The 23,132-nt window shown below is 69.0% G+C and carries 30 protein-coding genes; 21 read left to right on the forward strand and 9 right to left on the reverse strand.

Annotated elements, in window-relative coordinates:
• The first annotated feature begins 13 nt into the window (after positions 1–13).
• Positions 14–2,611: a winged helix-turn-helix domain-containing protein gene (locus LY12_RS26075; protein WP_253853929.1), complete on the forward strand. Its 2,598-nt coding sequence runs from the start codon at positions 14–16 to the stop codon at positions 2,609–2,611.
• Positions 2,612–2,624: 13 nt separating this feature from the next.
• Complete coding sequence (locus LY12_RS06405) at positions 2,625–2,846, forward strand: lipopolysaccharide assembly protein LapA domain-containing protein (RefSeq protein WP_253853931.1); 222 nt, start codon at positions 2,625–2,627, stop codon at positions 2,844–2,846.
• A 13-nt stretch (positions 2,847–2,859) separates the two neighbouring features.
• Here the strand turns inward: LY12_RS06405 and LY12_RS06410 are convergent, their stop codons facing one another.
• Positions 2,860–3,894, reverse strand: a complete 1,035-nt coding sequence (locus tag LY12_RS06410) for a DUF389 domain-containing protein (RefSeq protein ID WP_253853933.1) — start codon at positions 3,892–3,894, stop codon at positions 2,860–2,862.
• A 252-nt stretch (positions 3,895–4,146) separates the two neighbouring features.
• On the opposite strand from LY12_RS06410, the gene LY12_RS06415 reads away from it, so the two are divergent.
• On the forward strand, positions 4,147–5,283 hold the full coding sequence (locus LY12_RS06415; RefSeq protein WP_253853935.1) for an AI-2E family transporter: 1,137 nt from the start codon (positions 4,147–4,149) through the stop codon (positions 5,281–5,283).
• Positions 5,284–5,344: 61 nt separating this feature from the next.
• Here LY12_RS06415 and LY12_RS06420 read toward each other — a convergent pair whose 3' ends face one another.
• Positions 5,345–6,031 (reverse strand): TetR/AcrR family transcriptional regulator, encoded by a 687-nt coding sequence (locus LY12_RS06420; RefSeq protein ID WP_253853937.1) that lies wholly within the window; start codon positions 6,029–6,031, stop codon positions 5,345–5,347.
• Between the two features lie 97 nt (positions 6,032–6,128).
• On the opposite strand from LY12_RS06420, the gene LY12_RS06425 reads away from it, so the two are divergent.
• Positions 6,129–7,217 (forward strand): oxygenase MpaB family protein, encoded by a 1,089-nt coding sequence (locus tag LY12_RS06425; protein ID WP_253853939.1) that lies wholly within the window; start codon positions 6,129–6,131, stop codon positions 7,215–7,217.
• Positions 7,218–7,335: 118 nt separating this feature from the next.
• On the opposite strand, the gene LY12_RS06430 is transcribed toward LY12_RS06425, so the two are convergent.
• The 7 genes from LY12_RS06430 to LY12_RS06455 all read right to left on the reverse strand — a co-directional run bounded on the left by LY12_RS06430 (position 7,336) and on the right by LY12_RS06455 (position 13,976).
• Positions 7,336–7,827 carry a hypothetical protein gene (locus LY12_RS06430; protein ID WP_253853941.1) on the reverse strand — a complete coding sequence of 164 codons (492 nt, stop codon included), beginning with the start codon at positions 7,825–7,827 and terminating at the stop codon, positions 7,336–7,338.
• A gap of 357 nt (positions 7,828–8,184) precedes the next feature.
• On the reverse strand, positions 8,185–8,565 hold the full coding sequence (locus LY12_RS26225) for a DUF6281 family protein (RefSeq protein WP_372493456.1): 381 nt from the start codon (positions 8,563–8,565) through the stop codon (positions 8,185–8,187).
• Positions 8,566–10,401: 1,836 nt separating this feature from the next.
• Positions 10,402–10,599 carry a DUF397 domain-containing protein gene (locus tag LY12_RS06435; RefSeq protein ID WP_183652512.1) on the reverse strand — a complete coding sequence of 66 codons (198 nt, stop codon included), beginning with the start codon at positions 10,597–10,599 and terminating at the stop codon, positions 10,402–10,404.
• A 2-nt stretch (positions 10,600–10,601) separates the two neighbouring features.
• Complete coding sequence (locus LY12_RS06440; protein WP_253853943.1) at positions 10,602–11,249, reverse strand: DUF5753 domain-containing protein; 648 nt, start codon at positions 11,247–11,249, stop codon at positions 10,602–10,604.
• Positions 11,250–11,627: 378 nt separating this feature from the next.
• Positions 11,628–12,149 carry an rRNA adenine N-6-methyltransferase family protein gene (locus LY12_RS06445; protein WP_253853945.1) on the reverse strand — a complete coding sequence of 174 codons (522 nt, stop codon included), beginning with the start codon at positions 12,147–12,149 and terminating at the stop codon, positions 11,628–11,630.
• Positions 12,146–13,360: an NsdA family TPR-like regulatory protein gene (locus LY12_RS06450; protein ID WP_253853947.1), complete on the reverse strand. Its 1,215-nt coding sequence runs from the start codon at positions 13,358–13,360 to the stop codon at positions 12,146–12,148. The genes LY12_RS06445 and LY12_RS06450 overlap by 4 nt, the downstream gene beginning before the upstream one ends.
• 247 nt (positions 13,361–13,607) lie before the next feature.
• Positions 13,608–13,976 carry a GntR family transcriptional regulator gene (locus tag LY12_RS06455; protein WP_253853949.1) on the reverse strand — a complete coding sequence of 123 codons (369 nt, stop codon included), beginning with the start codon at positions 13,974–13,976 and terminating at the stop codon, positions 13,608–13,610.
• Between the two features lie 115 nt (positions 13,977–14,091).
• Between LY12_RS06455 and LY12_RS06460 the strand changes: the two genes are divergently transcribed.
• From LY12_RS06460 to LY12_RS06540, 17 genes are all read left to right on the forward strand, one after another.
• A complete protein-coding gene (locus LY12_RS06460; protein WP_253853951.1) occupies positions 14,092–14,376 on the forward strand; it encodes a hypothetical protein in 285 nt (94 codons plus the stop codon).
• Positions 14,376–14,837 carry an NUDIX domain-containing protein gene (locus LY12_RS06465; RefSeq protein ID WP_253853953.1) on the forward strand — a complete coding sequence of 154 codons (462 nt, stop codon included), beginning with the start codon at positions 14,376–14,378 and terminating at the stop codon, positions 14,835–14,837. The genes LY12_RS06460 and LY12_RS06465 overlap by 1 nt, the downstream gene beginning before the upstream one ends.
• Positions 14,838–15,058: 221 nt before the next feature.
• Entirely contained in the window at positions 15,059–15,262 is a 204-nt protein-coding gene (locus LY12_RS06470; RefSeq protein WP_253853955.1) for a hypothetical protein, read from the forward strand.
• Positions 15,259–15,780: a hypothetical protein gene (locus LY12_RS06475; RefSeq protein ID WP_253853957.1), complete on the forward strand. Its 522-nt coding sequence runs from the start codon at positions 15,259–15,261 to the stop codon at positions 15,778–15,780. The genes LY12_RS06470 and LY12_RS06475 overlap by 4 nt, the downstream gene beginning before the upstream one ends.
• On the forward strand, positions 15,777–15,995 hold the full coding sequence (locus tag LY12_RS06480; protein ID WP_253853959.1) for a hypothetical protein: 219 nt from the start codon (positions 15,777–15,779) through the stop codon (positions 15,993–15,995). Before LY12_RS06475 ends, LY12_RS06480 begins: the two co-directional genes overlap by 4 nt.
• Before the next feature lie 100 nt (positions 15,996–16,095).
• Positions 16,096–16,320 carry a hypothetical protein gene (locus LY12_RS06485; RefSeq protein ID WP_253853961.1) on the forward strand — a complete coding sequence of 75 codons (225 nt, stop codon included), beginning with the start codon at positions 16,096–16,098 and terminating at the stop codon, positions 16,318–16,320.
• 158 nt (positions 16,321–16,478) lie between these two features.
• On the forward strand, positions 16,479–17,036 hold the full coding sequence (locus tag LY12_RS06490; RefSeq protein ID WP_253853963.1) for a transglycosylase SLT domain-containing protein: 558 nt from the start codon (positions 16,479–16,481) through the stop codon (positions 17,034–17,036).
• 46 nt (positions 17,037–17,082) lie between these two features.
• Positions 17,083–17,379 carry a hypothetical protein gene (locus LY12_RS06495; RefSeq protein ID WP_253853965.1) on the forward strand — a complete coding sequence of 99 codons (297 nt, stop codon included), beginning with the start codon at positions 17,083–17,085 and terminating at the stop codon, positions 17,377–17,379.
• Positions 17,376–17,630: a hypothetical protein gene (locus LY12_RS06500; RefSeq protein WP_253853966.1), complete on the forward strand. Its 255-nt coding sequence runs from the start codon at positions 17,376–17,378 to the stop codon at positions 17,628–17,630. Before LY12_RS06495 ends, LY12_RS06500 begins: the two co-directional genes overlap by 4 nt.
• On the forward strand, positions 17,630–18,046 hold the full coding sequence (locus tag LY12_RS06505) for an SsgA family sporulation/cell division regulator (protein WP_253853968.1): 417 nt from the start codon (positions 17,630–17,632) through the stop codon (positions 18,044–18,046). Before LY12_RS06500 ends, LY12_RS06505 begins: the two co-directional genes overlap by 1 nt.
• A gap of 8 nt (positions 18,047–18,054) precedes the next feature.
• The gene (locus tag LY12_RS06510) at positions 18,055–18,288 is read left to right on the forward strand and encodes a hypothetical protein (RefSeq protein WP_253853970.1); all 234 of its coding nucleotides are present in this window, start codon (positions 18,055–18,057) and stop codon (positions 18,286–18,288) included.
• A gap of 1 nt (position 18,289) precedes the next feature.
• Complete coding sequence (locus tag LY12_RS06515; protein WP_253853972.1) at positions 18,290–18,688, forward strand: hypothetical protein; 399 nt, start codon at positions 18,290–18,292, stop codon at positions 18,686–18,688.
• On the forward strand, positions 18,685–18,894 hold the full coding sequence (locus tag LY12_RS06520; RefSeq protein ID WP_253853973.1) for a hypothetical protein: 210 nt from the start codon (positions 18,685–18,687) through the stop codon (positions 18,892–18,894). The genes LY12_RS06515 and LY12_RS06520 overlap by 4 nt, the downstream gene beginning before the upstream one ends.
• Before the next feature lie 14 nt (positions 18,895–18,908).
• On the forward strand, positions 18,909–19,244 hold the full coding sequence (locus LY12_RS06525; protein ID WP_253853974.1) for a hypothetical protein: 336 nt from the start codon (positions 18,909–18,911) through the stop codon (positions 19,242–19,244).
• Positions 19,241–20,077, forward strand: a complete 837-nt coding sequence (locus tag LY12_RS06530; protein WP_253853975.1) for a DUF2637 domain-containing protein — start codon at positions 19,241–19,243, stop codon at positions 20,075–20,077. The genes LY12_RS06525 and LY12_RS06530 overlap by 4 nt, the downstream gene beginning before the upstream one ends.
• Positions 20,074–22,389, forward strand: a complete 2,316-nt coding sequence (locus LY12_RS06535) for a hypothetical protein (RefSeq protein ID WP_253853976.1) — start codon at positions 20,074–20,076, stop codon at positions 22,387–22,389. Before LY12_RS06530 ends, LY12_RS06535 begins: the two co-directional genes overlap by 4 nt.
• Positions 22,390–22,590: 201 nt before the next feature.
• Positions 22,591–23,094: a M23 family metallopeptidase gene (locus LY12_RS06540; protein ID WP_253853977.1), complete on the forward strand. Its 504-nt coding sequence runs from the start codon at positions 22,591–22,593 to the stop codon at positions 23,092–23,094.
• Positions 23,095–23,132 lie beyond the last annotated feature (38 nt).

Genomic DNA, 23,132 nt, shown 5'->3' on the forward strand with positions numbered 1-23,132 from the left:
GGCTGTCCCGGCTGTGCCGGCCACGTCGCTCGCCCGTGAGACGTTGGTCGCCGCGCTCGACGACGCCGTCGCGCATCGTCCGGTCACGATGGTGTGCGCCCCTGCCGGGTACGGCAAGACCAGCCTTCTCGCCGGTTGGGTCGCGGCGAACGGGCCGGGGACGGCCTGGGTCTCGGCCGACCGTCGCGACAACGAACCGCAGCGGCTGTTCTGCACGCTGGCTCGCGCCATCCGGCGGCATCGCCGGGTGCCGGACGGAAACGGGCTGCACGGCTGGTGCCGTCGCGGAGGGGATGCGGTGGGCTCGGTGGCGGCGTTCGTCGACGCCGTGGAGGAACTGCCCTGGCGGATCGTGCTGGTCCTCGACGACGTGCACGAGATCTCGGATCCCTCGGTCTGGCACGGAATCGAGACCGTGATCCGATACCAGCCCGCGAATCTGCGACTGGTGTTGTCGAGCAGGGCGGACCCGCCGTTGCCGCTGGCCCGACTGCGGTTGCGCGGTGATCTCGCCGAACTGCGCGCCGGCGACCTGAGGTTCGCCGAACCGGAGGCCGATGCGCTGCTGCGCCGGGCAGGTGTCACGCTCGACGCCGGGCAGCTCACGCGGCTCGTGGAGCGCACCGCAGGCTGGGCGGCGGGACTGCGCATGGCCGCTCGTTCGCTGCGCCGCGATCCGGACCGGTCCGACCTGCTCGACGAGTTCGCTGCGAACGAGCGGTCCGTGGCCGCCTTCCTGGTGGAGGAGGTGCTGGCGGGCGTTTCGGAGGGGACCGGCGAGCTCCTCCGGGCCATCAGCGTCTGCGCCGAGGTGAGTCCGCGGCTGGCCGCGGCGCTGTCGGGCAGACCGGATGCCGGCTCCGTCCTCGCCGACCTGGAGCGGGAAGGGGCCTTCGTCGCCCGGATCGGCACGCAGGAACCGAGGTATCGGCTGCATCCGATGCTGCGGTGTTTTCTGTACGGGGACCTGCGACGGCACCGCCCCGACGACGTCGGCAGGCTGCACGCGACGGCGGCTGCCGGACTGGCGGGCGAAGGCCTGGTGTCCGAAGCGCTGGACGAGGCCGCGCAGTGCGACGACGCAGCACTCCTGGGGCGTCTGCTCGTCCGGTACGGGCCCGCACTCCTGCTCCGCGGCGCGGGTGATGCCGTGCACCGGGCGCTGGAGACCGCAGACCGGGATCCGTGCCTGCGCGGCGATCCACACCTGTCGCTCGTCGCGGCGGTCGCGCACCTGCAGTCCGGACGTCCGGGCCCGGCGGACGTCGCCGCGTCGGTTCCGGCGGACGTCGGAGTCGACGGCGTGCTGAGAACCCTGCTCCGTTCGGCCCTCGCGTTGTCCCGGGGTGGGGAGCCGGCGGACGTCTGCGACGCCGCACGGGTCGGCCGGCCCGAACTGCAGGCATGGGCCTGGTTGAACCGTGGCTGGATCGCGCTGACCGACCGTCGCGTCGACCCGGCACGAGAGGCGCTGCGAACCGCGGAGAGGCTGGCCACCGAGCACGGCCTGTACGGGATCCTGGCCCATGTCGAGCCGGCTCAGGGAGCGGCCGCCTGGCTCGCCGGCGACTACGGGGCCGCGGCCGCCGCCCACGAGGCTCGGGACCGGGGCACCGAGCCCGGCCCCGATGTGTCGCTGGTGCTGCACCGGCTCGTCGGCGCGTTCTTCGAACTGGTGCGGGCCGAGCCCGACGCCGCCCGCCGTTCGATCGGTGCCGCGGCCGGGGTCGACCTGACGGGACACCCGGTCCTCGCCTACCTCGTCGAGGTGGTGACCGGGACGGCTGGGATGGACGGCGGGGATCGCGCCGCCGGCCTGCTGCGACTGCGCAGGGCTCGGATGGCGCTCGGGGCGACGCCGGTGCCGGCGCAGGTCGCAGCGGTGGGTGCGGTGGCCGAGGCCGGCGGGGCGGTGTCGGCCGGGGACGATTCGGGAGCCCGCGAGGCGGCCGACTGGTTGCGCGAGCGTGTCGGACCGAGTGCGGAAGTGGCACTGATCCGCGCGTGGACGGCCGGGGTTCCGGTCGGCGTTCCGGGTGCCGACGGCGCCGGCGATCCGGCGGTGCTGCCGATGTTGACCGAGGTGCACGGCCGGGTGCACGACATCGGCCTGGCGTTGAGCGCGGAGCGCCGGACGCACGCGTTCGAGCTCCTCCACGCCGCGTTGCGTGCCGCCGAGCCGATCCACCTGATCAGGCCGTTCGTGGTTGCAGACCCGCGCATCGCCCGACTGCTGGTCGAGCATGCCGGTGGATTCGGGTCGCTGGAGCCGTTCGGACTGGCGATCCGGCACGCGGTCCTCGGCGCCGGGCGGAGCGCGGGCGACGGGGGAGTGCGGCTGACCTCACGGGAACGGGAAGTGCTCGGCCACCTGGCCGCGATGCGTTCCTTGGAGGAACTCGCCGCGGCACTCGGGGTCTCGGTGAACACGGTCAAGACGCACGTGCGCTCCGTCTACGCCAAGCTCGGAGTCCACACCAGGAGAGGAGCCCTGGCCGAGGCGCGGCAGCGGGGACTGGTCGACGTGCCGGCCGGGGACGTCCGCGTGCCTCACCCGCGCCGGATGAGGCACGCGGACCTGGATGCCGCGCACGATGCGACGGACGGCTGAAGGGAGGCGGGTCGTGACCGCGAAACCGGGCCCGCACCGTCGCTTCCGCATCGGACCACGGCAGATCGCAGCGCTGATCGTCGCCGTGCTCGTGGTGCTGTTCGTCGGGCAGAACCGTGACACCGTGGACATGCACCTGTTCACGATCGTGGTGTCGGCGCCGCTGTGGACGGCGCTGGTCGTCGTGGCCGCGCTGGGGGCGCTCGCGGGGTTCCTGCTGACGCGTAAACGGTGACGGCGCGCGGCGCTCACCGGCCGCTGACGGCCACGTCGCTGGTGCGTCCGACCACGAGGGACAGCCGTGCCGGAACGTCCGCGAGCCCCGCGTCGTCGAGTGCCCGGCGCAGTCCCTGCCGGTCGGCCGCGACGATGCGACCGATGGCGGTGATCTGGATGCGACCGCGTTCGTAGGTGAGGTCGGTGATCTGCCACGACCGTTCGGCCGCCCACCGTTCGACGGCGGGGCGCGCGATCGCCACCGTCCGTTCCTGCCGCACCACGTGGTAGCTGCCCACGCCCAGGGGCAGGCTGACCACGACGACGAACCCGGCGATCACCGCGATCGTGCGCGTGCCGAGCTTCCCCGTCGGCCACCCCGATGCCTGTGCGACGGCGCGCACGCGGCGGCCGGCCAGCATCGCGGTGCCGGTGGCGACGATCGCCGCGACGTTCGTGGCGAACAGCAACAGTGCACCGGAGGCCTGGGACGCCGCGCCCGACTCGAACGTCAGCCCGGCGACCGATAATGGTGGTACCAGGGAGATGGCGATCGCAACGCCGGGCAACGTGTCCGACACGTCGGAGCGGACGAGTGCGAACGCGCCGACGACCCCGGTGGCGAGGGCGGAGACCAGATCGATCAACCGTGGGCTGACCCGGCCTGCGACCTGCGAGTTGGTGTCCGCCTCGATCGGCCCCGGCACCAGCAGGCCCAGCGCGTATCCGATGACCACGACCAGGACCGCGCCGCCGAGCACTACGGCAATACTGGCGACGATCCGGCGCCGGTCGGACAGCACCGCCGCGAACGCGGTGCCGAGGATCGGTGTCATCAGCGGTGCCACGATCATGGCGCCGATCACCGTTGCGGTGGAATCGGCCACCACGCCGGTCCCGGAGATGATCGCGGACAACGTCAGCAGTACCCAGAACGCGGACCGTCGGGTCCGATCCGTGAGAAACAGTTTCGCCGCCATGCGGTCGATGTCGGCCGCCGTCAGTTCCGGTGCGAGACCGGACCGCAGCCCGGTGCCCCACCGTGCGCGGCGCGGTACTCGGGTCATGCGGTGGATCGTCGCCGCCGGCGGGACGGGTGTCCTCGTCCGTGGCGGATGACCGCGCACCGGCAGCGTGGCGCACGCGGGTTCGGTGACGCCGTTCGTCACCGCCCCGGTCGGCGGTGACCATGACGTGGGGTGCCGGCGTCGGCGCTGCGGCGGTCTCTCCGGACGTCCGCCGGGTGGGTGAGTCTCGGGGCGGGTTCTCATCCGGTATGGACGAGGTGTTCCGCAGTGGTGCCGGTTAGCGTCCCGGCCATGACCGCCGGCCCGGACCTCGTGGTGCGCGGGATGCCGCGCGCGGTCGTGTTGTTGATCGGTGCGGCCTCGACCGTCGTGGTGATCGCCGGTCTGATGGCGGCGTCCTGGTTGGTCGGCCCGCTGTTTCTGGCGCTGGTCGTGGTGATCACCGTGAGCCCGGCGTCGCAGTTGCTGCGCCGGTGGGGAGCCCCTGCCTGGGTCGCGACGGCCGTGCTCGTGTTGCTGGTGTACGCTCTGCTCGCCGGGCTGGTCGCGGTGCTGGTCGTGTCGGTTGCGCAGCTCGCCGCGTTGCTGCCCCGGTACACGGCGCGCGCCGACGATCTGGTGTCGTCGGCCACGGCCGCACTGGGCAGATTCGGTGTGGACACGGAACATCTCCGGCCCGCGGCGTCCAGTCTGGATCTCAACCGGGTGCTCGGCTACGTCCAGGCGCTGCTGTCCTCGGTGACCGGAGTGGGTGCGAGTGTGCTCTTCCTGCTCGCGTTGCTGTTGTTCCTGAGCATGGAAGCGTCCGGTGCCGACGCGCGCCGCAACGCCGTGAGCGCCGACCGGCCGGGGATCGGCATCGCGATCGCGGGGTTCGTGCGGGGCACTCGGCGGTACATGCTCGTCACGACGGTGTTCGGCCTGATCGTCGCCGTGCTGGACGGTGTCGCCCTGTGGTTGCTCGGTATTCCGCTGCCGGTGCTGTGGGCGCTGCTCGCGTTCATGACGAACTACATCCCCAACGTCGGGTTCGTGCTCGGTGTCGCGCCGCCGGCGATTCTCGGGTTGCTGGAGGGCGACTGGCGCCTCATGGTCGGCGTCATCGCCGTCTACGGTGTGCTGAACTTCGTCGTGCAGTCGGTGATCCAGCCCCGGTTCGTGGGTAACGCGGTGGGGCTCTCGACGATCGCGACGTTCGTGTCGCTGGTGCTGTGGGGGTGGGTTCTCGGGCCGGTCGGGGCGATTCTGGCGGTGCCGCTGACCCTGTTGACGAAGGCGGTGCTGGTCGATGTGGATCCCAGGGCCAGGTGGGTCGACGCCCTGCTGGCCAACAGCGCGCTCGTGGCCGTGCCGGAGCGGCCGGCTGCCGAGCCGCCGGAGGCCGATCCGTCCGCCGGCGGCGGTGAGCAACGGGACGGAGCGGGGTGAGGTCGCGCCACTCGCGCGCCGATGGCGCAGGCGGCCGGATCCATCGGGCACGTGGATCAGCTCACCGGTCGCCGCCGGCTGCGGCGCCGTCCGGTGCGGGCCCGGGTTGCACGGCGGCGAGTAGTCCGGCCAGGCCGTCGACGAGGCGTTCGCGGGTGAACCTCTCCGGCTCCTCGAGGACGAGGCGTCCGAAATGTTCGACCGACACGAAGATCATGTGCGAGAGCAGTTCGACGTCGAGGTCCGGACCACCGCGGATCTCGAGGCCCACGGCCAGGAGGTGCTCGAATCGGGCCCGGATGGCGCGGCGGTCGCCCTCGATCCGGTCGCGGACCACGGCGGGTGCTCCCTGGATGAGTCCGAGTACCGGGCCCCAGACCTCGGGTTCGGCGCGTACTGCGTCGATCACGCCCGCGACGAGCTCCAGCAGGAAGCCGTCCGGATCCGAGAGGTCCGGGTTCTCCGGCATGAACCGGGCGACGGCGTCCAGCGCGCGCCGCTGGGTGCGGTCGAGGAGGTGGTTCAGGAGGGGTTCGAGGCCGTCGAACGCGCCGTACACGACGGGTCGCGTGACGCCCGCCTCCTTGGCGATCGCCTCGATGGAGATGCGGTCGTAGCCCTCGCGCGCCAGCACCCGCAGTGCGGCGTCGAGCAGGTGCTCGCGACGCTCCGCGAGCGGAAGGCGTGGCGCGTAGGCCCGCTTGCGGTGGGTGCGCCGGCGCGAGTTGCCGGGGGTAGTGGACGTCACGCCGCAACTATATTGCACCTCTGTCAATTTGTGCGAAGCTACAGCCCTGTAGGAAGTGCTGTACGCACGTGACCGGCCAACGAAGGTGGTACGTCGAATGCTCGGCTTCAAGACCCGCGCACAGCTCGCTTCGCGGTTCGAGGCGCCCGCCGACAACGGGTTCTTCGGACCGGGTTCGGTCACGTGGAAGGTGTGGAGTCATCCCACGTCGTACGTGCTCGGTTTCGCCCGCGCGGTGACCATCGAGCATCTCGACCCCAACCTGACCGCGGCCGTGGTGCAGGCCGGCGGCGTGAAGTATCGGCCGCACACGCGTTACGCCCGCACCATCCGCTACTTCGGCATGGTGGCCTTCGGCGCCAGCGAGCCCACGGCCAAGGCCGCGGACGTGCTGGTCAAGGTGCATTCCAAGGCCATCGGGCACGATCCGGTCACCGGCGGCCGGTATGACGCCAACGCGCCTTCGTCGCAGCTGTGGATCCACATGACGGCGTGGCACTCGATCCTCTACTGCTACGAGAAGTTCGGGCCAGGGCGTCTTTCCGCGGAGGAGGAGAGCCAGTACTGGCGGGAGTGTGCCCGCGCCGCCGAGCTGCAGACGATCGACCCGGCGACGGTTCCGCGCAGCCGGGAGGACGTGATCGCGTACTTCGAGAGCTGGCGGCCGCATCTGGCCTCCTCCGAGGCCGCGCAGGACATGGTCGACTTCATTCTGCGGCTGGACATCGCGCTGCCGCCGGACCTGGCGGCGTGGAAGCGGGTCGCGCTCAAACCCGTCCTGTTCTTCCTGCGGAAGGGGATCGTCGCCACTTATCCGGGCTATGTCCGCAAGATGTTCGATCTGAAACAGGGGCGGTTGACCGATCTCCTCGTTTCGCCGCCCAACAAGGCGATCCATGCTTTGCTGCACCGCTCGCTCAACGCGTACTTCCGTTTCGTCGGGATGATGGCGCCGGCAGGGGTGCCGATCGTGGCGCCGGCCAAGCTGGGCATTCCGGCCGTGGAGCAGCGCACTTTGACGCCGCGTGAGGCGCAGGAGGCCTACGGGTTCGACGTGCCCGCCGAGGCCCACGAGGACATGCGCCGGAAACAGCGTGCCCGCGTGTTCGACGAGCACGGGACGCCGTCCGACGAGGGGTTGCTGGAGTCCCAGGACCACATCGGGGGTCTCGCCCCTCGGCGGTGACGCGCCTGATCCGGCGGCTGGTTTCCGGCCGGGTTTCGGCCGGGTTTCGGCCATCTGAGATCCATTGTGGATGGTTCGCGGGCCGGTCGGCGTCCGATCGAGCGCGGGACGACGGGTTCTAGCCCGCGGCGCAGCTGTGCAGCGGCTGTTTCGTTCGTGCGCAGTACTCTTCGTAGGTTTCGCCGTTGGAGTCACGGAACTCTGGGTCCGAGGGCATCCTGTCCGGGTTGGACGCAGCGGTGCTCGGCCGGTGGACACATGCCTGCGACCGGACGTCCCATGTCCCGTCGTGCTCGAGGCATCGGGCGTACTCGCGTTGGCCCTCGAGCCAGGCTTCGTGGTCCGCGCACACGTCGTAGATCGCCGCGTCCCCTTCGAGGCACTGGTAGCCGGCGGTCGGTGGTGCCCGGGTGCCCTGGGGTGGTGTGGGTACTTCGGCGGTGCGTGCCGCCGCGGTCGTGGCCGGCCGGCCGGGTGTCGACGGTGCGGAGTCCGGCGAGCTGGATGTCGGGTGCTGTGGCGGCGTTTGCGGTGCCTGGTCGGTGGCGTCGGTGCAACCGGCGACGAGCACGGCGAGCACGCACAGGACGGCTGCTGTTGGGCGGTTCATTCGCCCTCCCCGCTGGGTTGATGCCCCGTGTATCGACGGTGCGAGAGGCTCCATTACAGCTGGTCGGAAAGCTACGTGGTGGTGTTCGACCCGGCCACCGCCTCACGGATCGGACCCCGGTCACGCGGTTCGTACGCAGGCTCGGTCCGGGGGAGCCTGGGCGGGGCCGTGCGTCGCGGGCCTGCGTTGTGCCCATGAGTCGGTTTGTGCGATTCAGCGCTCGACCTATCGCAGCAGTTTCGGATGACGCGGGGTCCCGTGGGTAATGAAGAGGGGGCGTTCACACCGGTAACGGCCGTATGTCGGTTGCCGCGTTGCGCGAATGTTGTGCGGGCTGTTCCAGGGCGACAGTAAGAATCAAGGCCTGACGGCTGGCATGTTTGACGGGATCGGCTGGCCGCGTGGCACGAGTGCGCGCCACCCTCCTGTGTTGTATACGGCTACCGCTGTGGCGGTGTCGATGCCATCGATAGCCGCTACCTTCGCAGGTGATGATCCGCCCGAGTTGCCGGAGGCATCATCGCACGGTGGGTAGTGCCCTGTTCCGATTCGCCGTGTTTCACTCGCCGGAACAATGCCTGCGTCCGACTCGTATGTGCGCCCGTCGAACCTAACCGACAAGGCGCAGACGCTCGACTCACGAGTTGACGATCCTCCGGGCTGGCATGCGGTACCGAAGCACCCGAGTAGCGTCACAGTGATACTGACTGCGAGTAGCCTGCCGCGCCTTCCAGACATCTTCTCCACTCCTCACGCTGCAGGGGGGCCTTGGTGGCATCCCGTCGACCCGGCGTAGCCCGGCCACGCTGGTGTCGAGGGGAAAACTGCCTCGGGTCCGGTGGCTGATGTTGCCAGGCTTGCCCCGTGATGTTGGGTGAAAGCCCTCTGGGAGGACGCGTCCCGGCCGCCCGCGGACCGGAGCGCAGGTCGGTTCCGGTCCTCCTCGAGACCTGCCCGTCCGGCGAGGACTTCTCTGCCGGTCAAGGTGCGCTGATGGTGTGTGCGGCCTGCCTCGGTTCCGTCCGGTGGGTCGCATGCCCGGAACATCGAAAAGGGGCCGTCTACCTGCGTAAACGGCCCCTTGCCGGTCGGGCTGACAGGATTTGAACCTGCGACCCCTTGACCTTGTTCGCGCCTAGCTTGGCCTGCACTGGCGGCGAGCGAGCGTCTCCTGACCAGGCGTTTCGCTGTGGTTGTATGTTGTCGGTTGCTGGCGTCTACCGGTCGCATGTGACATGAATGTGGCATGCCACGCACGGGGCGGTCGGACGATCAACCTGCGACACCCGCTTTGGCCTCACGCTCTCGTCAGCGTTCCTTGACAATGGCTATCGCGCGCCGGGGAGGCATTTCCGTCGCTCGCACTGGAGTGGCTATCGCGATCAGCCCTTGTGACGCCATGGAAGCCACCAACCTCGACGTGAACGAGGTTCCGCCTCGATAAGCCGTACCGGTTGGCCGAGACCCGTTCGTTGCCATCTCAGACCAGCGGCATCCATGAAAGTCACGTGTAACTCGCGGCGAGTTGGCTCGTGAATAGGGGAGTTGGCCGTAGCGACTACTGGTTTGCCGTCCAGGTCCGTAACCACTACGCCGTATGTCTTGGACTCCCCGGCGGCAAGCACGAGCACCGGGTCGGTCGTGCCCTTGCTGGGTAAACCTTGCACGTTCGGGTCCTCGTAGTACACGACGAAATCAACGTCCACGTCGAATATAGGTGCTGTGCTGTAGTTGGTGATCGATAGGCCAACGTGGCGTCCTCCCCTTGTCGTCGGTGGTGAAACGACGATTAGCCGAGCCTGCGCCATGTCGCGGTCCTTACGTTCCGCATCGGCATGGCGTGAGTCGCGGTGGGAGATGAATAAGGCGACTGCGACAGCGGCGCCCGTGAATATTGCGCTCCCTACTGTTCCGACAGCCGTAGCTACGTCGATGGTCGTAATTGGATCTGGTGGAGACGCAGACATCACCGCAGCTTAAGGCCCGCGACAAGTAGCTTCTTCACACGAGGCTGGGTGCTGGTCCATCCCGTCGCCTGATGGCGTCTCGATCACGTCGTGTCAAGGCCGCAACCGCTGACGGCTGCTGGCGCGTGTGAGATCCAGGCTTGCGGCCTTGATGCGGCGTGATAGCCATCAGGTCAGGCGACGGGATGGACCAGCACTCGCCGGGCCGGCACCCGTCAGCGCTGCCGCTACGCACCTCGGGCCCATCCCGGAGCCTGCCCGCCCGGCGAGGGCTTCTGTTTCTTCTGGTCAACGCGTGCCGATGGTGTGTGCGGCCTGCCTCGGCTCCGGCCGATGCGCGCGGGGACCGGCCGCCAGGCCGCATGCCCCGCGCGCAGGCTCGGTCGGAGCAGGAAGGGCGAGGCCGCGCGGCGCCGTCAGGCGCCGCCTTGAACAAGAAGAGAAAGTCTGAACACAGCCTCTACGGCGGGCTGTGGCGCTCCCTCGAACGGAGTGGTTCGGGCCTGTGCAGAGTGCGTCTGATGCGGTGCCAGTGAAGGGCGCGAACGGGACGAAAAAGAGCCCCGATCCTCGCGGCTCGGGGCTCTTTGAACGAAGCGGGTCGGGTCTACCTCGGGATCTCGAACTGGCCATCCTTGGCTCCGGCAATGAAGGCATCCCACTCACTCGCTGTGAACTTGACCGAGCCCAGCTCCGGGGCCTTGCTGTTGCGGACTTCGACGCCGTCGGTCTCGGTGAGCCGCGCCTCGAGGCAGTTACCGCCGCCGTCGGAGTACGAACTCTTCTTCCATTGGTGATCGAGCATGGTCACTCACCCTTCAGTTCTGTCGCTCGCCGAGCGATCATCTCGCGCGATGCACTCGGGCTCAATGCCGTGGCGCGGACGTCGTCAATCGTCCTTGTGAGGCCGTTCACGACGTCCGGGTCGTCATAGTAAAGGCCCTGCTGGATGGTGTCTTGATATCCAACGGTGGGCCAGCCAGCGAACGCGAGCAGGTGAAAGCTGGTCCCCAGCCCGCTGTGTGCACCCGCTGTGAACGGCAGAATTTGTACCGTGACGTTGCCTGGAGGTCCGGCTAAGTACTCAAGTTGGCCTCGGAGGACGTCGGGGCCGCCGATTTGCCCGTAAAGGACGGCCTCACTGAGGATCGCCCACAGCTCCAAGGACCCGTTCTGGACGCGTTCTTGGCGACGCTCCCGCAGCGCTAGTCGACGCTCCAGCTGCTCAGATGGCACGTCCACGCGGGAGGTCATGAGGGCAGCGGAGTAGTCCCGGGTCTGCAGCAAGCCAGGGACAAGATCGATGGTCCAAGAGTCGATCCGTGTGGCCTCGCTTTCGAGGTCCAGGTGATACGCGAGTGCTTCGCTCCAGTCCGGGCCGATGAACTCCGTCCACCAGACGGGGCGTGCTCGACCTGCGACGGACGAAGCTGTTGGACGAGCTGGATGCGGCATGAGGGGCGACCCCGGGCGTGTGTCATGAATGTGACATGCCCCGGGGTCGGCTGCGTTCAGGGCAATGAAAAAGGGGCCGTCTACCTGCGTAAACGGCCCCTTGCCGGTCGGGCTGACAGGATTTGAACCTGCGACCCCTTGACCCCCAGGCACCTGAGGGGTCAAAAACACCAGGTCAGAGCCCGTTTGTGCGCGTCACTCACGTCCATGAGTGTCCGTGTACGTCCGCGGCTTTCTGCCCCTGTCGTCACTCAGATAGTCACTCAGGAGAGTTGAGGCCACGGCACGAGGACCTCCGCTCAAATGCTTAGTCCCATGCGTCGAGAGAACACTGGTTCCCCGTCTTTCGGCGCGTAGGACGCGGGGCTGAGCGTTGCTCTACTCGGACGACACCCGGCGCGCCACCCGCACGATCCGGGACACGCTCGGCTGTGGCGGGCTGAAGTCGTCGCCGGTGATCGTGGTGACCTCGCTGACGGTGAACTCCGGAGGTAGGCGGCTGAAGTCGGAGTGCTGGCCGGTGGCGAGCACGGCCGTGCGGAACGAGAGCTGCGGTAGCAGGTCGATGAGCGATTCGGTCACGACGTTGGGCAGGTTGCCGATCAGCACGTCGTAGTGGAGTTCTTGCGCGATCTGCAAGGCATCGCCTTGGAGCACGTCTGCGTGTGGCACTTCCCGCCGGAGCGCGTCGATCAGCCGCGTGTCGAGTTCCACGACGGTCAGGCTCGCGCACGGCGGCATGTTGCGCGCGACTGTGCCCGCTCCCGCTCCGACTTCGAGAACCGCGTCGCTCGGTCGAATGTCGGCTGCGGCGAAGAGCAGGTTCAACTTGCTCGTCGAGACCAGGAAGTACTGCTCGAAAGCCGGGTCGGCCAAGGCGTGTAGTTCGTCCCTGTTCACAGGACCTCCAATGCATCCGCGTCGTCCAACGCGATACCGAGCTTCGCGATTCCGGTTTGTATTCCGTCGGGAACCTTCTGTGGCCCGCTGGCAATCGTCGCGATCGATTCCCGGATGAGCACCTTGGTGCGTGTCGATTCAACTTGTGGAATGAGCGGAAGCAACGTGTTGATTGTCTGTTCTGCTTCTCTCCAGGAAGACGCGCCTATCTGAGCCTGTAGCAGGTAGGCGCGGTGGAGGTACTGGCTCCGCATCTCATTCGGGTCAGTTGCTTCGACGGAATGCTCGAATTCCGGCAGCGCCGCACCACTGGGGCGCAGTGCATCGGTAGCCATCGCTTTGTGCCACGCAAGTTCCCGTTCGTCGATCCACCATGCCCACGGCGGATCGTCGTCGCCGACACCTTCGAGGTAGAGCGACATTATTTCGTCAAACAAGGGCAGCGCGCCTGCATCGCCCGCCTGCGCTAGCGCGCGGGCCTTTCGGGTGAGGAACAGGGCACGCAGCCGAGGCGAGAGGTCGAAGCCGTTCAGCACACGATTCGCGAGCTGCAGCGCTTCGTTCGGGCGGCCCATGGCGCCAGCGTGCATGCTCGCGTTCTGCAGCGTCAGAAGCTCGATACTTCGGTCCCCGGCGAGCTGCGTGTAGTACAGCGCCTCTTGGTTCAGCTTGCGTACCAGGTCGTGCCGTTCGGCGTCGTACGCTAGCCAGCCGCCCAACTCCGCGATCTCACCTGTAACCGCCTGTAAGTCACGCTCGATGCTCGGGTCGTATGCACCGGTACCCAGCAGGTCTTTGAGCGATTTGAAGTATCGGACGGCCATCGGCACGATGTCGGCCGCGCCAAACCGGTTGTCGAGCGCGACGAGGTGGCCGAGATAGCCGCGGGCGGATTCGAGGAAGGCGTCGTCGCCGTACTCGGCGACGCTCGGCAGCGCCCGGGGAATGGCTAGGGGCGTCGAGGGTGGTTCTTCCTCCGCAATGCCAAGTGCTGCGGGCGACATCTCGAAGACGGCGCACAGTTCGTCCTGCCAGTCGGTGGGCCGTCGCCTGCCGTTCTTCCAGTCCTGGAACATGCGCTTCAGGCTTTCCGGCTTCGGCGGCATGCCGTTACCGAGTTCAATGCGTGCAGCCGCCAGGCGTTGACACACTTCGGGAATTGACCAGTCCTTAGCGATGCGCGCTCGCTCCAGCTTCGACGGTTCCCCCAACTGACGCCCCCTACGTCGCCTTTTCCCTGGTCAGGTGGGGGTGACTCGAAGCAAGGCTCAATCGAGTCACCCTCTGATCATCTACCGACACCGCTTGTTCTCGCCGATTCTTGTTGTCAACGGCAGCGACGCCGCGGAAGCCACTAGGCAAGGAGGAAGTCGTGGGGAATGCACGGTCGACCGGTATGGGAGGGCGGATCAACAACGAGGGCTGCGAAGTTCGTGGTTGCAATCGGTGCCGTGCCCTTCACTCGGCGGATGACGAAGTCGTTTCCGAGCTGCTCTCGATGCCAGAGACCCGGCGCTCAAGTTCGGTCACGGCGCCCTGGAGTTTCGCCACGGTCTCGCGTAGCTCGGACAATGACGCGGACGGTTTCGCCTCGGGCAGCGGGTCGGCAACAAAGACTCCGACCGATCCGCGGGACAGGAGCCAGCCCTCATCCCGGAGAACGCCGACAGCGCGCTGCAGTGTCGGGAGCGATACGTCGTACTGCTCGGCGAGAACTCGATTGCTTGGTAGCTGCTCTCCCGGAGTCCAGTGACCAGCGATAACAGCGTCTCGCATTAACGCAGCAACTCGCTCGAACGGGGCCAGGCCAGGCAGTCCACTTTCCATGCCGCGAGCATACCGACCTGACCAACCCTGACCAACGAATCACCCGGAAAGAGCAGTGACTATGTGACCAAAGCTGACTAATGTCAGCATTGGTCACACGGACTGGAGGAAACGAATGAGGACGGCACGGATCACGGACCGGACCGCGCGTGAAGCGGTCGAGTTCGCGACTGATGACTACATCTCCGCAGTTCAGGAAGAAGAGCTAGCGATGGATGAGCGCGACGAAGCGGACCGCGTCGTTAGCGAGGCTCTGCCGAACATCGCCGGGACGGCCCGTCGGTTCTCGCGCCGGATTGAACTGGGGGATTCGAGGCGGCGGATCGTGCGACTTCGACCCGTGAGGCGGTCGCACGATCCGCACACCACCCGCCCGTTGACTGGCGAGGAGGCCGCGTGATGGGCCGTGACGAGATGGCCAACCTGACCGCCGATGTGGCCCTGTTCAGTTTGGACGAGCGCGATAGGCCGTGCGTGCTGCTGATTCGCCGGGGCTGGGACCCGTTCGAGGGGCACTGGGCCCTTCCGGGTGGGCACGTCGATGCAGGCGAGTCCACCGAGGTCGCCGCGCATCGCGAGTTGGCCGAGGAGACCGGGTTGCGGATCGGCAGCGTGGAGCCGGTCGGGGTGTATGCCGCTCCGGGTCGTGATCCGCGGGGTCGCTACGTGACCTTCGCTTACGCCACGACGGTCGGCACGCTCGCCCCGCAGCTCATGCCCATCGCCGGGGACGACGCGACGGAGGCCCACTGGCTGCCGGTGGCCGACGTGCTCGGGCTCGACTGGCTGCCGCTGGCCTTCGATCACAGGCAGATCATCCGCGACGCCGCCCGGCGTCAGCCCTGGTGGGGAGTCCTGTGATGGCCGCCTTGTCTGAGTTGACGTGCCTGGGGTTGCACCGTCCGGCGCCTGGCGCTGGCGCTTCCGAGATGTCCGCGTGGTTCGAGCGCTTGTCCGGGGTGCATGCCCGGCTTGCGCAGGAGTCCCGCGGTGAACACGCCGCTGTCGAGCGGCAGCGCGCGGCGGAGTTCGCCCGGCGTGCGCAGTCACTGAATCACCACCACTGAAAGGAACCGTTTCTCATGTCCGACAAGACGTTCTTCGCCTTCCTGGGCCTGATCCTGGCCGCCGTCCTCACTGTTGGCACGGCCAATCCGGAGCTGATGCGGACCGCGGGAATCTGCGGCCTGGTCGCCGCGGGTGTGCTGGGAGTCGTGGCGTTCAGCAAGCGCGACAAGGACGACTCGCGTCCGGCCAAGCGCAAGACCGTCCGGAGCGGTCGATGAACCGGCTGCGCGGATTGGCCCTGTTCGCGGCGCTGCAGGCCACGTTCTCGGACGTGCACCCGTACTGCGATCAGATCCTGCAGTCCTCGGTGGATGCGCAGGGCAAGGCCCGACCGGGTCGGGAGGGTGCCAAGCACTGCGCTCGCCACGTGGCGACCTACACCGCGGGTCAGGCCGCGGCCGGGTGGGCCGTGACGCGGGTGCTGGGGCATCGGGTGCCGGTGCGGGCGTGGCTGACCGGCCACGCGCTCAACGCCGCGACGCACTACGTGATCGACCGGCGCGAGCCGCTGAAAAAGTTCCTGCGCAGCAAGGCCATCGGCAAGGGCGGCTACCTGGACCACGCCACCGTGCAGCGCCGCGACGGCGTCATCGACGAGGGCGGCCCGGGCACCGCGCTGATGGAGATGGACCAGGCCGCGCACCGGCTGATCTCCGTCGCCGCCTCGCTGGTGACCACCGCCCTGGCCCTCCGCGCCGAGCACACAGACGAACCGACACGGAAGGACCCGCAATGAACAAGATCCTCACCGCGCTGTACATCACCCTGTTCCTGGTCATCTGCCTCTCCGCGTTGGGCGCGTTGTACTACGTCCACCGCACACAGGGCGCCATCAGCGACGAAGCGGGCTGGATCATCACGGCCCCCACATCGGTGGCCCTGCTGACCCTCACCGGCGTGTTCCTGGCCGACGGCAAACGCGAGGGCAAGCGCCTCACCAAGCGCCGGTGAACCACACGGGGCGCGCGAACAGCCTGGTGGCCCAAACCGCCAACCACATGCCTGCCGGGCTGGGGCTTTGCACCGAATCAACCACGGAAGGAATCAGCCGATGACGCTCTCGCTCGTCTTGACGCTGCTCATGCTCGCGATCGTGGCCGTGCTCTGCCGCGGTGAGGACTCGACCCTGCAACTCGGCTCGGTCATCGCCGGTGTGGTGCTGGCGTTCCTGCTCATGGGAACGGTCGTCGGCGCACCGCTGCAGGAGTTCATGAACACCGCGTTCACCGCGATCGAAGGACTGGTCACCGACCTGTGGGGCGATCTGACCGCCTAGCACTCGGGGCGCCTGGCCCGGCGGCCCAAACCGCCACAGTTCTGCCCGCCGGGCCGGGCTCTCCACCGAATCAACCACGGAAACGAATGGAGTCTTCTGATGATAGGCGCTGCGCAAAACCCGGCCTGCGCCCCGCTCGTGGCCTGGGGTGAGCGGTGATGAGCCGCCGCCGAACCGGGCTGATCATGGCCTGCGCCGCGGTCGCCATCGTCGCCGCCAAGCCCGCCGAGGACACCGGCGCCACCGGCGGCGGAGCCGCACCCGGCAGCGAACCCACCGACAAGACCGCAGGGCACGCCCCGGCAGTCTCCGGCGGGCCCGTGGCCGACATCCCGCCCCGCTACCTGGCGCTGTACCGCAAGTACGCCAGCGTGTGCGGGCCGCTGCACTGGTCCCTACTGGCCGGGGTCGGGAAGGTCGAAACCAACCACGGCCGCACCGACCTTCCCGGAGTGCACTCCGGCGCGAACTACGCCGGAGCCGCCGGACCCATGCAATTCCTCCCAGCCACCTTCGACGGGGTCCGCCAGGCCCACCCCGACATCGGGCCCGACCAGTACAACCCAGCCACCGCCGTACACGCGGCAGCGCACTACCTGTGCGACTCCGGCCTCGCCGACGGCGACATCTACGACGCGATCTTCACCTACAACCGCGCCGACTGGTACGTCGCCAAAGTCCGAGCACAGGCCGCCGACTACCGCGCCGCCGCCTAACCGTCTTTCCACTGTGGACCTTCAACACCCGCAAGGAGTGTGCCCCATGACCGACAACACGACTCTTACTCCGGCCACGGCCACGGCCACACCGACCCAGGCCGACCTTGACCGGGCACGCGAGCGCGCCGCCGATGCCCTGTCGGACGCCCACGCGGCCGTCACTGAGTGGTCGGCGCTGGTACGTGACGGCGCTGTCGACCGAGTGGGCAGCGTGCATACCGACGCCGTGATGCACGACCCGGCCTATGACCGCGCCCTCGACGTGTTCTCGCCGGTCAATCGCGCCGTGGCCGCCTTCCGCGACGTCGCCGAGCAGATCACGGCGGGTGGTCTGCGATGAGCGCGCGCATCAACCGTGTTGAGAAGACCTTCGATGCCGTGCAGCACGGACTCGGCGCCCTGGTCTGCGGTGGCCTGGCCGTGCTCGTGATCGGCCTGTACGCGCAAGGACATCTGGCCTGGTGGTTCCTCTTCGGCGCTGTCTGGGTCGCCGGAGCCGCCGTTGATTCCGCCGCCTCGCTCTACCGCTTACTGCGAGGCCGCCTGGATGAGTTCTACGTCCGCATCGACACCGAGGCAGGTGAGCAGTGATGCACAACTACGAACCCCGCGGCGTGGTCGTCGAGACCCGCGCCTTCCTCGAAGGCGTGGCCCGCGACGGCACTCTGCTGCCGGTCACGTTCACCTACGTCGCCTCCGACCCGTGGGCGGTGAGCATGCTCGTCCACACCGCCGGGCCCGCGGTGCCGTGGACCTTCGCCCGCGAGCTGATCGCCGACGGGCTCAACCGGCCCACCGGCGAGGGTGACGTGCTCATCACCCCCACCGCCGAGGGCATCGGCATCGGCCTGACCTCACCGACCGGCGTGGCCATCCTCAAAGTCGGCCGCGCCCCGCTGGAACGGCTCATCGAGCAGACCGAGCTGCTCGTACCGCTCGGCGCCGAGTCCGACCACGTCAATTGGGACCACGCCCTGTCCACGCTCGCGTTCGGGGGTGAGGGGTGATGGCGCGGATGACTCCGATCGGACTGAAGAACCGCGCGATCGCCCGCTACGAGGCCGAGACCGGCCGCAAATGGCGCGACCTCGGCGAGCGCAAGCGGAAGGCGTGGCTGGCCCGCACCGAGCCACTCATCCGCGCCGAACTCGGCATCGCCCAAGACGCCGAATGGCGCGACGGCGCCTGGCACGCACCCAACCAACTCGACCTGCTCAACCTCGCCGACACCACCGAGGAGGTGGCCTGAGATGACCAAGACCCATCACCCGGCCCCGAACCAGGCGACGCCGTTCCGTGCCATTGCCGACCACCTGGAGGCGCATCCCGGCCTACCGGAACTGCACCTGGGCCTACTCGGCATTGACACACGTTTCGAGTGGGAGTGGCGCGTCGGCAACGCCGCAGGTGCGTTGCAGTGGGCCGCCACCCTCACGGCACCGGCGGTGCGCCTGCACAGGTGCGCCGATGCCTCGATCGACGTGGCCGTCACGGGTCGGACGACCACGAACCGGCCGGTGCTGGTCAAGGGACGCGACTACACCGACGCGTTGACCCACCTCGACACCACGGCGCAGCACACCGCCCCAATGCTGGCGCGCGCCCTCGACGCCGCCGACAACGCGAGTGGCGGGGGTGGGCAGACATGAGCCTGTTCGAGGTGCAGGCCACCTACGGCACGCCCGCCCTGCTGCGCCTGCTGGCCGGGCTGGCCGGATTCCTGCTGCTGCACCTGATCCGCCTGCCGCTGGTACTGGCCACCCGCGTGCTCGATGCCGCCACCCGCCGGATGGACGCCATCGCCCGCCCGCCCGCACCGCCACACCGACCACCACCGCCCTCGGGGGCCGTTTGAACAGGAGACCGCCCGTGAGCCCCACCGACACCGACACCCGCACCGACCTCACCGTCCCCGCCGCCGACGTCGACGGGAGCCGCCGCGAGCGCGTCACCGCCTGGGTCGGGTGGCGCCTGCCCGAGCTGATCGCCCTGGGCGGCACCGGGGTTGCCGGGGTTCTGCATTGGCCCGGCTGGTGGGCCGCCACGGCCGCCGCGGCCGGATGGATCGCCTACAGCCGCGCCGCACCCCACCTCGCCCCGCACCTGGCCGCCTGGCGCGAACGCCGCGCCCGCCGCGGCGGCGATGACGAGACCGATAGCGAGATCGAACCCGCCGCCCGCGGCCGGTGGAAGGAGACAGGATGAGCACGCCGACACACCAGCCCTCGATCGCGATGCAGCGGATCAACCTCGCCGCCGTCGGTGTCGTGGCCGTTGTGGCCGCGGTGATCAGCTACGCCCACATGCAAGACCTCGCCCACGGGGCGGGCGAGGGGTGGCGCTCGCACCTGCTGCCGCTGTCGGTCGACGGGCTGCTGGTCGCCGCGACCACCTCGATCCTGGTGGCCCGCTGGCGCCGCCAGTCCGCCCACTGGGTCGCTCAGGTCTCGCTCGCCCTGGGCATCGCCGCCTCCATCGCGGCGAACATCGCCGCCGCCGAACCCACCCTCACCGGCAGGCTCGTGGCCGCCTGGCCCCCGCTCGCACTCGCACTGGCCACCGAACTCCTCGCCCAGCAAGGCCGCCGCACCGACACCGAGACGGCCACCACCGACCAGAACGAGCCGCCCGCCGCCGAACCCGCCGAACCCGTCGCGCCGGAAGAAGCACCGACCACCGACGCGCCCGCTGAAGCGCCGCGCACCGAGACCGACCCCGCGGCCGTCGAGGCCGCGCCCCGCGTCGACGACGCACCCCGGCGCGCCACCGCCACGCCTCGGCGCGCTGCGCGTCCGACCACCTCGGCGCGGACGGGCAACGGCGACGCGCGGGAGAAGGCGCGCGCGCTGTTTGAGCAGGCGCGTGCCGCCGGGCGCGCCGACGAGGTGACCGGCACGCAGTTGGCCGAAGCCTCCGGCGCGCACCCCGGCACCGCGCGCAAGTGGCTCGCCACCTGGCGCACCGAGCACGCCGACACGACGACCGACCCCCGCGACGAGCACACCGACCCGACACAAGCTGAGGAGGTGGCCGCATGAGCCCCCGCGACGAGCACACCCCACACGGCCACGACGAGCAGGCGAACGTGGTGTACCTGCCCACCGACCGCGACGACGCGCCGACTGTGGTCGACGCCGAAGTCATCGACGGCGACGACGAGCGCGCCCCGGCGCGCACCGACCAGGCGCGCCAGGCCTACAACACGCGCCTGATTCCAACGGCGGCGCGCGAGCGCATGGCCACCGGCGCGGTCGTCGCGGTGCGCCGCACCGCGCCCGTGGCCGCGGCGGGCACGCGCGCCGCGGTGCGGCACGCGCTCTACCCGGTCTACGGCACGCGCGCCGTAGTGCGCCGCTTCCGCGACAGCCACGGCAGCGCGCGTTTCGAACGGCAGATGCGCACCGCCGAGGCCGCAGGCGATCAGGAATCGCTGCGCTACTGGCACGAGGCAAAGAGCGCCGAGAACCAGCGCAAGCACGAGCGGAAGATGGACTGGACCGACTCGCCGGTGAAGCTGCTCAAGGCCCTCGGCGCGGGCCTGGCCGGGCTCGGCGTGCTGTTGCTGCTGGCCGGGACCGCTCTGGCCATCGGCGGGCAAGACCTCGCGCTGTTCATCGCCCCAATCACCGGCATGCTCGACGCGATCCGGTGGGCCTGGTGGTTCGGCACCGCCTACGGCGCCCTCCTGGTGCTCGCCGCCACTGCCGGGGGCGCGCTCTACCTGTGGAACGAAGGCCGCAAGCAGGACGACGCCGTTCCGGCGTGGGCGCAGTCGCAGGCCCAGCACGCCGAGACGGCCGAAACCTATGCGGTGATCAACGAGGACATGCTCACCAAGGCGTTGTCGCACTGCAAGGTCAGCGGGCTGGATAAGGCGCTCAAGGCCGGTGAGCCGGTGCTCTACGACGTGGTGCCGCGCCAGCAGGGCGGCGGCACCTACGTGCAGATCCGCCTGCCGTTCGGCGTGGTCGCCGCCGATTTCCTGCACCCGGACAAGGTCGAACGCCTCGCGGGCAACCTCGGACGCCACAAGCACGAGGTCTACCCCCAGCGTCAGCCCGAAGCCGACGCGCGTGTGCTGGACCTGTGGATCGCTGACCAGGGCACCATGGACCGTCCCGCGCCGACCTGGCCGCTGCTGGCCGAGGGCGAGTTCGACGTGTTCCGCGATGGCATCCCCTGGGGCGTCACGATGCGCGGTGAACCCGTCGAACAGGGCGCACTCGCTCGGCATGGCCTGGTCGGTGCGGTGTCCAAGCAGGGCAAGACCGCCATGCTGCGCATCCACGCGTTGAGTGTCGCGCTGGACCCGACCGTCGAACTGCGCATCGCGGACCTCAAGGGCGACGGTGACTGGTCCATGTTCGCCCCGCGCGCCGCAACTCTGATCGAAGGCAGCGCCGACGAACAGGCCGAAGCGACGTGCGCCATGCTCGAAGACCTCGTGGCCGAGATGATGCGCCGCTACGACCGCAAGCGCGCCCTGGGCGTCAAGGGCGCCATTCCCCGCAAGCTGTCCCGCCAGCCCGGATCGGACTTCCACCCGATCTTCGCCTACATCGACGAATGCCAGGTGCTGTACCAGTCACCGCACCCGATCGGCACCACCAAAGCCGACGCGCGGGCCTGGCGCGCCGCCAAGCGACTCCACGACCAGGCGCGCGCGGTCAACATCCAGCTCTGGCAGGCCACCCAGCGCCCCGACCCCACCGCGATCCCCGCACCGGTGCGGGAAGGTGCCCACGTCCGACTCGGGCTGTACGTGCCCAACGCCGAAGCCGCCAAGATGGTCCTCGCTGACGCCGCCGACATGGGCGCTCGCCCGCAGGACCTGCGCCCTGGCAAGGACCGCGGCACGTTCGTGGCCACCGGCGAGTTCGACGCCATCGGCGAGGGCATGGCCTTCCTGATCACCAAGTCCTACTTCGTCGACACCAAGGACGCCTACCCCGTCATCGACCGCGCAATGCGCATCCTCGACAACCACGGCCGCACCGTCACCCCCGCCGCAGACGACACCGACCAGGGCGAGGACGTCGACCCGCTGCTCGACATCGCCGAAGCCCTCGGACACGAACCACGCCTCGGCACCCAACAGGTTCTGCAGCGCCTGACCGAACACAACCACACCCACTACGAAAGCTGGACCTTCGCCGATCTGACCAGCTACCTCCGCCAGTTCGACGCCGAGCCACGCAAGTACCAGGGCTACATGGTCGTCCGCTCCGACCTCGTCCACGAAGCCATCACAAACCGTGACGAAACCGCGTCAACGCAGCGCGCTGCAGGCGACGTTGACCCCGGGGAGGCGCCTGGGGATGAGGGGAGTTCTCCCCACACGCCTCCCTAATCCGCCTCCCCAGTCCTGACCTCGCCAAACGATCACCCGGGGAGTCCAGGGAGGCAGGGGAGGCACCTCCCTGGACGGGCCACAAACCGGGCCACAGCACCGACACCCGCCACGCCAGGCGACTCCCTCCCTCGCGACGTCGCCACGGCACCCCCTTGCCCAAAGCCACTACTCACCGTGATCAAACGGGGAGGATTCGCAGTGAAAACGTTCGGCCGGATCGTGCTCCTCGGCGCCGTCGTCGGAGCCGTCGCCTACGCCCAACACCACCTACCCACCGCCCCCGGACCCGGCGCCGAGGCCAACGCCGCGCCGCGGTTCGCCGCCCCCGCCGAGGGTGCGGTGACGTCCGAGTTCGGGCCGCGGTGGGGCACCCAGCACTACGGCCTCGACATCGGCGCCCCGCACGGCACCCCGATCCGCGCCGCCGCCGACGGGAAGGTCGTCGAAGCCGGACCCGCCACCGGCTTCGGCAACTGGGTCCGCATCAAACACCCCAGCGGCGACGTGACCGTCTACGGCCACATGGCCCGCTACCGCGTCACCGCTGGCGACCGGGTTCGCGGCGGCGAGCGCATCGCCGCCGTCGGCAGCGAAGGCCAGTCGACCGGACCGCACCTGCACTTCGAAGTCTGGCCCGACGGCCAACGCGCAAACCGCACCGACCCCCGCGACTGGCTCACCGCCCGCGGCATCCACCTCTAACCACCCACGTCCCTCGTCACGACGAACGGAGTCTGCCC

Source organism: Prauserella alba, from assembly GCF_024171735.1.
Taxonomy (GTDB): domain Bacteria; phylum Actinomycetota; class Actinomycetes; order Mycobacteriales; family Pseudonocardiaceae; genus Prauserella; species Prauserella alba.

Coding starts and splice junctions, on each gene's coding strand:
- LY12_RS06410 (WP_253853933.1), bottom strand. CDS start 3,894: ATGACCCGAGTACCGCGCCGCGCACGGTGGGGCACCGGGCTGCGGTCC.
- LY12_RS06520 (WP_253853973.1), top strand. CDS start 18,685: ATGAGCCTGTTCGAGGTGCAGGCCACCTACGGCACGCCCGCCCTGCTG.
- LY12_RS26225 (WP_372493456.1), bottom strand. CDS start 8,565: ATGTCTGGAAGGCGCGGCAGGCTACTCGCAGTCAGTATCACTGTGACG.
- LY12_RS06440 (WP_253853943.1), bottom strand. CDS start 11,249: ATGCCGCATCCAGCTCGTCCAACAGCTTCGTCCGTCGCAGGTCGAGCA.
- LY12_RS06530 (WP_253853975.1), top strand. CDS start 19,241: ATGAGCACGCCGACACACCAGCCCTCGATCGCGATGCAGCGGATCAAC.
- LY12_RS06460 (WP_253853951.1), top strand. CDS start 14,092: ATGAGGACGGCACGGATCACGGACCGGACCGCGCGTGAAGCGGTCGAG.
- LY12_RS06415 (WP_253853935.1), top strand. CDS start 4,147: ATGACCGCCGGCCCGGACCTCGTGGTGCGCGGGATGCCGCGCGCGGTC.
- LY12_RS06490 (WP_253853963.1), top strand. CDS start 16,479: ATGAGCCGCCGCCGAACCGGGCTGATCATGGCCTGCGCCGCGGTCGCC.
- LY12_RS06470 (WP_253853955.1), top strand. CDS start 15,059: ATGTCCGACAAGACGTTCTTCGCCTTCCTGGGCCTGATCCTGGCCGCC.
- LY12_RS06425 (WP_253853939.1), top strand. CDS start 6,129: ATGCTCGGCTTCAAGACCCGCGCACAGCTCGCTTCGCGGTTCGAGGCG.
- LY12_RS06515 (WP_253853972.1), top strand. CDS start 18,290: ATGACCAAGACCCATCACCCGGCCCCGAACCAGGCGACGCCGTTCCGT.
- LY12_RS06500 (WP_253853966.1), top strand. CDS start 17,376: ATGAGCGCGCGCATCAACCGTGTTGAGAAGACCTTCGATGCCGTGCAG.
- LY12_RS06495 (WP_253853965.1), top strand. CDS start 17,083: ATGACCGACAACACGACTCTTACTCCGGCCACGGCCACGGCCACACCG.
- LY12_RS06510 (WP_253853970.1), top strand. CDS start 18,055: ATGACTCCGATCGGACTGAAGAACCGCGCGATCGCCCGCTACGAGGCC.
- LY12_RS06475 (WP_253853957.1), top strand. CDS start 15,259: ATGAACCGGCTGCGCGGATTGGCCCTGTTCGCGGCGCTGCAGGCCACG.
- LY12_RS06455 (WP_253853949.1), bottom strand. CDS start 13,976: ATGGAAAGTGGACTGCCTGGCCTGGCCCCGTTCGAGCGAGTTGCTGCG.
- LY12_RS06535 (WP_253853976.1), top strand. CDS start 20,074: ATGAGCCCCCGCGACGAGCACACCCCACACGGCCACGACGAGCAGGCG.
- LY12_RS06435 (WP_183652512.1), bottom strand. CDS start 10,599: ATGCTCGATCACCAATGGAAGAAGAGTTCGTACTCCGACGGCGGCGGT.
- LY12_RS06505 (WP_253853968.1), top strand. CDS start 17,630: ATGCACAACTACGAACCCCGCGGCGTGGTCGTCGAGACCCGCGCCTTC.
- LY12_RS06430 (WP_253853941.1), bottom strand. CDS start 7,827: ATGAACCGCCCAACAGCAGCCGTCCTGTGCGTGCTCGCCGTGCTCGTC.
- LY12_RS06485 (WP_253853961.1), top strand. CDS start 16,096: ATGACGCTCTCGCTCGTCTTGACGCTGCTCATGCTCGCGATCGTGGCC.
- LY12_RS06465 (WP_253853953.1), top strand. CDS start 14,376: ATGGGCCGTGACGAGATGGCCAACCTGACCGCCGATGTGGCCCTGTTC.
- LY12_RS06480 (WP_253853959.1), top strand. CDS start 15,777: ATGAACAAGATCCTCACCGCGCTGTACATCACCCTGTTCCTGGTCATC.